The sequence below is a fragment of the Streptomyces sp. URMC 126 genome (genome assembly GCF_051386555.1).
Classification (GTDB): Bacteria; Actinomycetota; Actinomycetes; order Streptomycetales; family Streptomycetaceae; genus Streptomyces.
The window spans coordinates 1-234 of record NZ_JBPQTX010001381.1; the positions used below are offsets into that span (position 1 = coordinate 1).

Sequence of the window (234 nt, forward strand, 5' to 3'; positions counted from 1 at the left end):
GGCGAAGCGGACGGCGATGCCGCCGTCCCGCGCGGTGCGCTCGCCGCCCACCCACTGGCGCCAGCCCCACAGCGCGACCACGATCACCAGCAGCTGCTTGCCGACGCCGCCGCTGAGGTGCGCGGAGGCGTAGGCGCCGATGAGGACGAGGCCGGAGACGAGCTGGACCGGCCAGGTCCATATCGGGCGCCGCCAGCCGAGCGCGAGGGCGGCCAGACCCAGCAGGTTGCCGAT

The 234-nt window shown here is 75.2% G+C and carries 1 protein-coding gene; it reads right to left on the reverse strand.

Features of this window, described 5'->3' with window-relative positions; all coding sequences use genetic code 11:
* Nucleotides 1–234 (reverse strand): nicotinamide mononucleotide transporter (locus ACSNOK_RS36360; RefSeq protein ID WP_436784917.1); only part of this gene is annotated, 234 nt, incomplete at both ends.